At 72.9% G+C, this 10,670-nt stretch carries 9 protein-coding genes; 1 reads left to right on the top strand and 8 read right to left on the bottom strand.

The window, feature by feature from the left end; all coding sequences use genetic code 11:
- The 5 genes from ETD96_RS32795 to ETD96_RS32775 all read right to left on the bottom strand — a co-directional run.
- Positions 1-881 (bottom strand): glycosyltransferase (locus ETD96_RS32795; RefSeq protein WP_138640360.1); only part of this gene is annotated, 881 nt, incomplete at its 3' end.
- Entirely contained in the window at positions 878-1,570 is a 693-nt protein-coding gene (locus ETD96_RS32790) for a polysaccharide deacetylase family protein (protein ID WP_240808393.1), read from the bottom strand. The genes ETD96_RS32790 and ETD96_RS32795, both read right to left, overlap by 4 nt.
- A complete protein-coding gene (locus ETD96_RS32785; RefSeq protein ID WP_138640359.1) occupies positions 1,527-3,188 on the bottom strand; it encodes a lipid II flippase MurJ in 1,662 nt (553 codons plus the stop codon). The genes ETD96_RS32790 and ETD96_RS32785 overlap by 44 nt, the downstream gene beginning before the upstream one ends.
- Complete coding sequence (locus tag ETD96_RS32780; protein ID WP_138640358.1) at positions 3,185-4,486, bottom strand: O-antigen ligase family protein; 1,302 nt, start codon at positions 4,484-4,486, stop codon at positions 3,185-3,187. The genes ETD96_RS32785 and ETD96_RS32780 overlap by 4 nt, the downstream gene beginning before the upstream one ends.
- Complete coding sequence (locus ETD96_RS32775; RefSeq protein WP_138640357.1) at positions 4,483-5,886, bottom strand: exopolysaccharide biosynthesis polyprenyl glycosylphosphotransferase; 1,404 nt, start codon at positions 5,884-5,886, stop codon at positions 4,483-4,485. Before ETD96_RS32775 ends, ETD96_RS32780 begins: the two co-directional genes overlap by 4 nt.
- Positions 5,887-6,235: 349 nt before the next feature.
- On the opposite strand from ETD96_RS32775, the gene ETD96_RS32770 reads away from it, so the two are divergent.
- Entirely contained in the window at positions 6,236-7,468 is a 1,233-nt protein-coding gene (locus ETD96_RS32770; protein WP_240808392.1) for a L,D-transpeptidase, read from the top strand.
- 21 nt (positions 7,469-7,489) lie between these two features.
- Here the strand turns inward: ETD96_RS32770 and ETD96_RS32765 are convergent, their stop codons facing one another.
- From ETD96_RS32765 to ETD96_RS32755, 3 genes are all read right to left on the bottom strand, one after another.
- Complete coding sequence (locus ETD96_RS32765) at positions 7,490-8,152, bottom strand: hypothetical protein (protein ID WP_138640356.1); 663 nt, start codon at positions 8,150-8,152, stop codon at positions 7,490-7,492.
- Between the two features lie 12 nt (positions 8,153-8,164).
- Positions 8,165-9,100 (bottom strand): aminoglycoside phosphotransferase family protein, encoded by a 936-nt coding sequence (locus ETD96_RS32760; RefSeq protein WP_420884818.1) that lies wholly within the window; start codon positions 9,098-9,100, stop codon positions 8,165-8,167.
- A 211-nt stretch (positions 9,101-9,311) separates the two neighbouring features.
- Positions 9,312-10,313 (bottom strand): beta propeller repeat protein, encoded by a 1,002-nt coding sequence (locus ETD96_RS32755; protein ID WP_138640355.1) that lies wholly within the window; start codon positions 10,311-10,313, stop codon positions 9,312-9,314.
- Between the last annotated feature and the right edge of the window lie 357 nt (positions 10,314-10,670).

The raw sequence follows: 10,670 nt of genomic DNA, 5'->3' as shown, positions 1-10,670 counted from the left end.
GGGCAGGCCGTGTAGCGGACGGGCAGCCCGGCGGCGAGGGCCTCCAGCACGCCGAGCCCGAAGGTCTCCTGGGCGGACGGCGCGGCGAGCACGTCCATCGCGGCGAGGGCGCCCGCCACGTCCGACGTCCCGCCGGTGAAGACGACGGGGACGCGCAGGTCGCGGGCGCGGCGCTCCAGCGCGGCCCGCTCGGGCCCGGCGCCGACGAGCAGCAGCCGGACGCCCTCCAGCCGGGCGACCGCGTCGACCAGCAGGTCGAACCGCTTGGTCGGGACGAGCCGCCCGACGGCGCCGACGACGGGCTCGTCCGGGAGGATGCCGAGGCGGCGGCGGGTCGCGGCGCGGCGGGCCGCGTCGAACGCGAACGCGGCGGCGTCGATGCCGTTCGGGACCACGACGATCCGGCCGGGCCGCACGCCCCAGCCGCGCAGCCGGTCGGCGACGGTCGGCGACACCGCGACGGTCAGCGACCCGAGCCGCTCGGTCGCCCGGTACAGGGCCCGGACGCCGCGCGTCGTCGGGCGTCCCTCGATGTGGCCGTCGCCGAGCGAGTGCTCGGTGGCGATGACGCGGGCCGTCCCGGCGAGCCGCGCCGCGATGCGGCCGTAGACGCACGCCCGGTACAGGTGCGTGTGGACGACGTCGTACCGGCCGCGCCGGATCAGCCGCGCGAGCCGGGGCAGCGCCGCGAGGTCCCGGTTGCCGCGCATCCCGATCTCGTGGACGGGCACGCCGGTGCGGCGGATCTCCGCGCCGAGCGTCCCGGTCCGGGTGAGCGTCGCGACCTCGCAGGCGACCGGCAGGTACCGCAGCAGCAGCGCGAGCTGGCGCTCCGCGCCGCCGTGCTCCAGCCCGGTGATGACGTGCAGCACGCGGGTCACACGTGGCTCCGGCGGCGCAGTTCGTGCCGGACGAGCTTGACCCGCAGCCGCAGCGGCCCGTCCCGGTCGCCGATGTAGGTGCGGGGCAGCGCGTGCCGCGACGGCTCCTCGGGCCGGATGTCGCACGCGTGGTCGTACCCGGCGGCGCGCACCGCCTCGACCTCGCGGGCGGTCGCGTGCCCGTAGGGGTAGGCGAAGCCGGTGACCGGCGCCTCGATGATCTCCTCCAGGGCGGCGCGGCTCTCCTCCAGCTCCTCGCGCAGCTCGGTGTCGTCCGTCCCGGGGAGGGAGACGTGGTGGCGGCCGTGCGAGGCGACCTCCATGCCGGCGCCCGCCACGGTGCGGATCTGGTCGGCCGTCATCAGCGGCTTGCGGGGGCCGTCGTCCCACGCGTTGTAGGTGCCGATCCGGCCGGACACGACGTACACGGTCGCGCCGAACCCGTACCGCAGCAGCGCCGGGACGGCCCGGGTCGCGAAGTCGGCGTAGCCGTCGTCGAAGGTCAGCCCGACGAGGCCGCGGGACCGGCCGGCGGCGTGCGCGTCCAGCAGCTCCGCCATCGCGACGCCGCGCAGGCCGCGGGCGCGCAGCCAGGCGAGCTGGCGCTCGAAGCGGGCCGGCGACACCGTGACCAGGTGCGGGTCCTCATCGAAGTGGTCGACCGAGTGGTACATCAGCACCAGCGGCACCGGCCTGATCACCTCCGGCGGCCGCTCCGGTCCGGTCAGTCTCGCTGGTTCGGTCGGCTGGCTCACTGGTCTCCCCCGATTCGGTCCGGCCGCGCACGCCGCGGCGCGACCGCAAAGCGATCCATGGAGCAACGAGGTCGGGTCCCGCCAGGACGGTCAGGACCGCGAACGCGGCGGTGACCACGGCACCGCCGGCGACGAGCTGGACGAGCGCCGGCGCCCCGGCGAGGCCGCGGGCGGCGAGCGCGCCCGCCGCGCAGGCCCCGGCGGCGGCGAGCATCAGCCGGGACACGTCGGCGGCGATCCGGCGCGGCGCGAGCGGCGCGATGCCGCGCCGCAGCCCGCCGAGCAGCAGGACGGCGGCGAGCGTGATCCCGGTGGCGTTGGCGGCGGCGAGCGCGAGCGTCCCGGCGGACGCCGCGAACGCGCTCCCGACGGCGGCGGTGACGGCGAGGCCCAGCGCGAGCACCCGGGCGGGCCGCCATGTCGGCCGCCGCTGCGCGAAGAACGCGCGGGCCGCGAGGCCGACCGCCGACTGCCCCCACAGGCCGAGCGCGTACACCCGCATGATCGACGCGGTGCCCGCCGTGTCCGCGGCGGTGAACTCGCCGTGCTCGAACAGCACCCGGACGACCGTGGGCGCGAACGCCACGAGGAACGCGGTCGCCGCCAGCACCATCGAGCTCGCGACCACGAGGTCCTGCCGGATGCGGCGGGCGACCCGCCGGGTGTCGCCGGCCGCGGAGGCCCGCGCCAGCCTCGGGAACGTCACCGTCACGATCAGCAGCGACAGGACCATCGGCACCTGCGCGACCTTCTGCGCGTAGTTCAGCTGCGAGATCGACCCGGCGGACAGCTCCGAGCCGAGGAACCGCTCGACGAACACCTGCGCCTGCCGCGTCACCGTGTAGACGACGACCGGCGCCACCGCCGCCGCCCCGAGCCGCCACTCGACGCCGCCCACGGGGGCGGGCACGGCGGGGCTGTCGCGGAGGCAGCGCGCGAAGGCCGGTGCCTGGACCGCGATCATCAGCAGGCTGCCGCAGGCGACGCCGACGGCCGCGCTGGTGATCCCGACGAGCCCGGACAGGCCCGCGATCAGCGCGAGGATGCCGACGTTGTACGCGGCGTAGATCGCGGCGGGCGGGCCGAACCGGTGGTGGGCGCGCAGGGTGGCGCTCATGAACCCCGCCACGCCGAACGTCACGACGGTGATCGCCGTCAGCCGCACGCACGTCACGGCGGACCCGTCCTCGGCCAGGCCGGGCGCCAGGACGTCCACCACGACCGGGGCCGCGACCACGAGCGTCAGCGTGACCAGCGCGAGGCAGAGCACGATCCGCGGCAGCGCCGAGCCGACGAGCGGGCGCAGCCCGTCGCCGCGCGCCAGCAGGCGGGTGACGACGGGGACCATGAGCAGCGCCATCGCGTCCTCGATGAGCAGCGGCGACACCGTCTCCGGGATCGTCCACGCGACGAGGAACGCGTCGGTGCTGCCGCTCGCGCCGAACATGTGCGCCATCACCAGGTCGCGGACGAACCCGAGCGCGGTGCCCGCGCCGATGAGCACGCCCGACAGCGCGGCGGCGCGCCCGACGGAGCCGGCCCCCGCCGTCATGCCCGGACCGCCCCGAGGGAGCGCGCCGCGACGGCGCCGACCACGATGGCGGTGAGCGCGCACGTCGGCCCGCCCATGTCCGCGTACACGAAGTCGACCAGGAGGAACGCCAGCAGCGCGGTGCCCGCGAGCCAGCACGGGTCGCGGACGTCGCGGCGCCCCCACAGCCCGGCGACGAGCGCGGCGAGCAGCGCGCCGAACCCGGCGAGGCCGAGCGCGCCCTGCTCGGACAGGAACAGCAGGTACTGGTTGTGCGGCGACAGCAGCGGCTGCCGCACGTAGCCGTTCACCGGGTCGGCGGTCTCGCTCCCGGACGACAGCTCGATGCCGGCGTAGGTGTCGCGGTAGGCCGGGAAGTTCTTCACGCCGACGCCGGTGACCGGGTGGTCCTCCCAGATCCGGACGGCCGCGGCCCACAGGTTGTACCGGTCGTCCACCGACTGGTCGGGCTGGGTGACCGACGCGGCCATCGACTTGGACCGCTCGACCACGGCCTGCCCGCCGCCGCCCGCCAGCGCGAGCACCACCATCAGGGCGCCGCAGCAGGTCAGCACCTTGACCGCCGTCCACCGGTCGAAGACCACCAGGGTGAGGACGGCGGCGGCGCCGAGCGCGATCCACGTGCCGCGGCTCAGCGCGAGCGCGAGCGCGGCGGCCAGCACGCCGAGCCCGGCCAGCGCGGCCGGGACGGCGAGGCCGCGCACCCGCACCGGGGCGCGGCCGGGGGCGGTCAGCGCGAACGCGGTCAGGATGAGGAACGCGAACCCGGCGACGATCGACATCGCCATCACGTCGAGCGCGCCGAACGTGCCGACGGCCCGGATGTTCCGCCCGTCCATCGACGCGCCGTTGCCGGTGGCCGACTGCCAGATCCCGTACCCGGCCTCCGCCAGCCCGAGCCCGAGCAGCGCCGACAGGACGATCACGAGGTCGCGGCGGTCCCGGACGAGCAGCACGACCGCCAGCGGCACCAGCACGAAGATCTGCAGGTCGCGGACGAACCCGACCATGCTGGTCTCGATGTCCGCGGAGTGGACGGTGCTGACGCCGAGCGCCGCGACCAGCGGCGCGAACGCGGCGAACGCCGCGCGCGGCAGCTCCACCCGGCCCGTGACCAGCAGGAACACCGCGACCAGCACCAGCGCGCCGCTCGCCACGTCCCCCACGGTGACCTGGACGTCGGACCCCGCCCCCCGCACGCCCGGCGGGATCCCGACGCACGCCACCGTCGCCGCGATCAGCCAGCTCGGCCGGCGCGGCGGCCACGTCGCCGGGAACGGCGCGGCGAGGACGGTCATCCGGGGTCCCGGCAGAGCATCGCGCGGGCGGTCAGCAGCAGGATCTTCAGGTCGCCGGCGAACGACCAGTGGTCGATGTAGTGGTTGTCGAGCCGCGCCCGCAGCTCGATGGAGGTGTCGCCGCGGAACCCGTGGACCTGCGCCCAGCCCGTCATCCCGACCGGGACGCGGTGCCGCAGCATGTAGCCGGGGCAGGTGCGGGCGAACTGCTCCACGAAGTGAGGGCGCTCCGGGCGCGGCCCGACGAGGCTCATGTCGCCGCGCACCACGTTCCACAGCTGCGGGAGCTCGTCCAGCGACGTGTTGCGCAGGAAACGGCCGACCCGCCCCATCCGCTCGTCGTTCTTGACCGTCCAGCGGGTGTCGGCCTCCGTCTCGTCCGCCGGCTTCAGCGTCCGGAACTTCAGCAGCACGAACTCCTCGCCGCGGAGCCCGATCCGCCGCTGCCGGAACAGGACCCCGGGACCGCCCTCGACCCGCACGGCGACCGCGCACACCGCGAGCACCGGCGCCGCCACGACCAGCAGCAGCGACCCCAGCACGACGTCCAGCGCCCGCTTCGCGCGCCGCGCCGCCGGGTCCCGCAGCCCCCAGTCGACCCGCGCGCACGGCAGCCCGGCGAGGTACTCGCGCCGCGCCGCCGCCACCGGCACCACGTCCGACGAGGGCCGGACGAGCAGCGTCTCGCACGGCAGCCCGAACGACACGCGCAGCACCGCGCCGAGATGGTCGGGGTGGACGTCCTCGGCGACGACGACCAGCGTCCCGACCCGGTACGCCTGGACGAGCGCCGGCAGGTCGGCGATCTCCCCGAGCACCGGCGCCGCCGCGGGACGCCCCGCCGCCACCTGCCCGACCGCCGCCAGCCCCAGTTCGCCGCGCTCCCCCAGGATGTCGACCAGGTGCGCGGCCGTCGGGCCCGTCCCGACGACGAGCGCCGGACGCGGACGCGCCCTGCGGCACCGGTACGTCCGGACGGCGGCGTTCACGAACGCGCGGAAACCGAGCGACATCGTCGCCGCCACCGCCACCGCCCACAGCAGCGCCGCCACCGGATGCGGCAGCAGCACCGCCACGACGGCGCCGACCGCGAGGATCCGGGCGAGCAGCGGCGGGCCGTCGGCCCGCAGCGACGGACTGCGGCGCGTCCGGTACAGGCCGCCGGTCGCGTTCGCCCCGACGACCGCCAGCGCGGCGAGCGCCGCCACGAGGCCGCCCCGCGTCATGGAGACGCCGACGGCCATCGCCCAACCGTCCACCACGGCGACGCACGCGGGCCCCACCCCGGACAGCGTCCGGCCGCCGCGCCCCGACGGGGCGAACGCGGCGAGGTCCGCCGGCGCGAGATCCGCGGGGCCGGCGCCCGATTCGATGGACGGACTCAGCCCCTGGGCGCTCATCGCACGTCCCTTCACCAGACAAGAACTCACCGGGAGGTGACTTTGCGGGGGCCGTCGCGGGCGGCCACGCTCAGCATCGCAACTGGTCAGGGCGCGGATCGCCGCTTTTAACCGGCCGCACCACACTCTTGAAGAGAAGATCGACCGAGCGCCCCGAGCGTCAGCGGACACGAAAGATCCGCCGAATGCGCCCCCGGAGGCGAACCTTCGGGGGACCATGGACGTCTTAACTGATCGGACGCCGCCACCTGGCCGCCGCGCCCCGCGGGCGAGGCGGGAATAAGGGCCGTTCCGTAAGCGATCTTGTTGCCGTCCCGCGGCGCGCGGGCGGGCCGGATGAAGGAGCACGGTGCGAGGTAAGGCCTTGGTGTTGGCGCTGGTCCTGGGACTGGCGACCGCGTGCGGCGGCGGTGACGGGCAGACCGGCGGCGCGACCGCGAAGGGCGGCGACGACGGTTCGCCGCAGGTGACGATCAGCCCGGCGAACGGCGACGGCAAGGCCCGCCCCGACCAGGGCGTCACGGTGAAGGCCGCCGGCGGCACGCTCGGCACGGTCTCGGTCAAGCTGAAGGGCGCCGACGTCCCCGGCGAGCTCTCCCCCGACAAGACGACCTGGCGCTCCACCTGGACGCTCCAGCCCGGCGGCCGCTACCAGGTGTCGGCGACGGCGACGTCCGCCAAGGGCAAGTCCACCACCGCGACCAGCGCCTTCCGCGCCAGCCGCGCCACCGCCGCCACCCGCGTCAACAACGTCGTGCCCAGCGAGAACGAGACCGTCGGCACCGGCATGCCGGTCTTCGTCCAGTTCAACAAGGCCGTCCCGGAGAAGGCCAAGCCCGCCATCGAGCGCGCCACCGAGATCTCCTCGACCACCCCCACCGAGGGCGCCTGGCGCTGGCTCAGCGCCGGCGAGTCCTTCAACGGCCTCCCCTCGATGGTGTTCCGCCCGAAGCACCCGTGGAAGCCCCGCCAGCGCGTCACCGTCAAGGTTCACTACGCCGGCCTGAAGATCGGCGACGACGTGTTCGGCGACCGGGACGTCACCCGCACCTTCAAGGTCGGCGACTCCCACGTCATCAGCATCAACGCCAAGACGCACCGGCTCGCCGTCAAGAAGAACGGGCGCACCGTCCGCACCTGGGGCGTCAGCCTCGGCGCCGGCGGCGACGTCCAGCGCGACGGCGTCGACCACCTGCTCACCACCAGCGGCGTCCACCTCACCATGGACCACGTCCGCCTGGAGCGCATGCGCCCGCCGGGCAAGAAGAAGGGCGACCCCGGCTGGTACGACGAGAAGGTCCCGTGGGCGACCCGCATCTCCAACAGCGGCGAGTACATCCACCAGAACATGGACGACCCGACCTGCCTCGGCAAGCGCAACTGCAGCCACGGCTGCGTCCGCTCCCCCGCCGCCGACGCCCAGTGGTTCTTCCACTGGTCCTACCGCGGCGACATCGTCAAGATCACCGGCACCGACCGCAGCCTCCAGTGGACGAACGGCTGGGGCTACTGGCAACTCTCCTTCCCCAAGTGGACCGAAGGCAGCGCCCTCCGCAAGCCGATAACCACCACCCAAGCCTGACCCGCGCAGGATGACGAAGCCTCAGGTGGCGGGCGTATCCCGCCAACGCCTGCCACTCGGGGTGAAGACGAAGGCTTCGGCGAACGGCCCATCGTCGCCGCACCGGACCGCCAGGAGAACGGGCTCGTCGTGAGCCGGCCACCGCGACTCGTCCCCCGGGTCGGCGCCGTTCCACAGATGGAAGAACACCATCGGCTCGTCCGCGTCCTCACCGAGATAGCCGAGAGTCTTCTCGTACCAAGGATTCGTGCTGCCGAGCAACACCGACGGCGGGCCGAACTCGGCGACGACGTCACTCCACGAGCGGTCTCGACCGGCCCAATGCCCCACCTTCCCGCGCAGGGCGTCGTATTCGGATCCGGTCAGCACGCGGTCGCTTTCGAGCCAGCCCCTGCGATGCGCGAATTCCGCATAGACAGAGGCCACGGCCTTGACGTCTTTCCCCGGAAGCACCCCGTCGAACGCACCGATCACTCCGCATGACGTCCACGCCCCGCGTTCTGCCAGCCGGTGCTGTTCCTCAAGAAGCCCGTCCGGCTGCCGCTCTAGGAACAACAGATGGTCGAGCACCATGCGGATGCCCAACTCCCCGCCCAGCACTTCGGGCTTGCGCAAGGCGAAATTGAGCCTCTCAACGAGGTAGCGGTGAATGTCTTCCGAGGAGGCGAGCGCCGGAGTGGCCATTCCTTCATTCCCCTACCGGTGGTTCAGCAGGGCCGTGGCAATGGCGACCTGGGCGGGTTCCAGCGCTGTCTTACCGTCCTCGATGTCCCACAGGGCGTTCTGCAGGACGCGGCCGAGCGTCCAGCCGGTCGCTCGGCGGCGGTCGAGTTCGAGGACCTCGGTCAGCAGGTCGAAGCGCCGGAGGACCGCCCGAGCCACGTTGCCGGTGGCCTCCACCTCGTCCCACCGGTTGTCCAGGGCGGGCAGCAGCTCGAACCCCGGGTCGCCCGCGAGCGGTTCCGGGTCGATCGCCAGCCATGGTTCCCGCTCTCCGGCGAGGACGTTGTCGTAGTGCAAGTCCCAGTGCAGCAGCCGGTCGCCGGGCTCACCGACCAGCTCGGCCACGGCCCCCGCGCACGTGCACACCAGCCGCCGTTCGTCGGGGTCGCACAGTAGTGGCACCGCACGCGGCACCTGGTCGAGCATCGCCGAAGCAATGTCGGACAGCCGCCGCAGGCCCTTCGGAGCGGGCACCGAGGTCAGCCGGGCCATCAACTCGGCCAGGATCTGCACCGCCGCGCCGTCGTCGGCCACCGTGGACAGGGGACGAGCCGCGTCCAGCCGCTCCAGCAACTGCGTGGCGCTCGCGTCGTCGTGGTCGAGCAGGCGCACGACCCCGTTGCCGTCCCATGCCCGAAGCCCAACGGCAGTCCCGGCGGTCTCGTCCCGAAGCTGCTGGAGCTTCAGCGCAGCCGGAGTACCGTCCGATCGGACCACCGGCAAGACCAACGAAGCCATGCCGTAGGCGGACGGACCATCGAGCCGCAGGTCCCAGCGCTCCAGGAACTCACCGCCCAGTCGCGGCAGCTCGGCGACCCACGCGCGCTCCTCGGCGCCGTGCGCACCATAGGACGCGACGAACGCGTCCGGAACATGAATCGACCTGGTCACGGAAATCTCCTTCGTCATATGAGAGCCAGAGGCGATGAACGAAGGAGACAACGGAGGTGCCCGAGCATCGGGCAGGCGTCAACGCATGCACTCACCCTACCCGAACAAGATCACCGCCCAGGATCGTCCAGGCAGCGCACTTTGCGACACAGCGCTACTTACTCACGATGACCCGCAGACGGTCATTCAGGACTCTGCCAATCGCCCTAACTCGACCGGAACCCAATCATCAGGGAGACGTAAGCACGAGAGGCGAATTGATCTGCGTGTTGCCGGCCACCCAGATCTGTCCACTCGGCGCGACGGAGACGTCGTGCGCCCACGCCTCAATCGGAGTGGTGAACGTCTGCCAGGCGCCGCCCGCGTATCGCAGCAGCGGCGCGGGGCCGTACAGGAAGGCGCGGCTAAGGACCACGAGCGGATTGCCATCCTCGTCCAGCCGCACCTTCTTGCCGTAGCCGTCAAAGGCACCGGCGGGGGCCGCCGTCCACGTCTGGCCGTTCCAGCGGTACAGGGTGTCCCAGGTGAGCGCCCAGACCGTTCCGTCGGCAGCGGGCGCGACGCTGGCGACGCAATACTGCGTGGGGAGCGGGGGCAGCGTCGTCCAGGCAGTGCCATTCCAGCGCAGGGCAACCGATTCCTGGCTTTGGACGGCGGCGTTGTAGCGGCAGCCACCGGCCCATGCCTCGGTGGCGCTGCGCGCTTGGAAGTCCGCCAGTCCTTCCGGCAACGAACTGGCACCGGGGTCGGCCTGCCACACCTCGCCCACGCGGCGGTACAGCGCGCGCAGGAAATGGTGCTCGCTCGGGCCGCGCACGGTGATCTGAAGCCACACCCCGGCCGGGCCGGCCCACAGACGGGTGTCGTACGCGTATGTTGCATCGGCCGGCAGGGCGACGGGCTGGAACGCTCTGCCGTCGAACCGCGCCAGATAGACCTTTTCCCCGCCCTGGACGCCCCAGGCCCAGACTTCCCCGCCGTACGCGACGACCTCCGAAATACCCCCGTTCCCGGACCAGCCGTTGAGCGGGTACTCCTTCCACTGCGAGCCCATCCGGCGACGTACCACCGGGTTGCCGACACTGTCACCGACCTGCCCCTGCCGTCCGGCAACCCATGCCTCGGTGTCAGAAACGGCGGCAACGCTGTGCACCCCTGCCCTGGGCCACAGGAACGGCAGCGGGACGTCCCTCAGCGCGGCGGGCTGGGTCTCGGCATGGACGGCGGACACAGGAGCCAACGCAACGACCGCAACAGCCACAGCGGCCAACCGGACGCGGAATGATCTCATCCCGACATCATGCGGTCTGCACCAAAAAGATGCCAGTGTTCACTGGAAAGAACCTCAGCCGCGACGCTCAGACGAGCCTGGCCGGCGGTGGTGGTCCGGTCGTTCGATTGGCGGGGCGGCTGTCGAGAGCTCCCGACGGTCTTGCCAACCACAGGAAGTGCCCAGAGCCCGGCAGGCGGTTGAAGACCTGGTCACGGAGCTGAAGCAGGCGGTCGGGCCGGTCCTGAGCGTCCTAAGAGGCAGGGCGTTCGCGATGACGACGGTATCTTCCGCTGTCTCCTAAACCCATCCTCAGCG

This window comes from Actinomadura geliboluensis (assembly GCF_005889745.1).
GTDB classification, from domain to species: Bacteria; Actinomycetota; Actinomycetes; order Streptosporangiales; family Streptosporangiaceae; genus Spirillospora; species Spirillospora geliboluensis.
The sequence above is the reverse complement of the archived record's forward strand: the minus strand, read 5'-3'. Positions and strand labels throughout refer to the sequence as shown.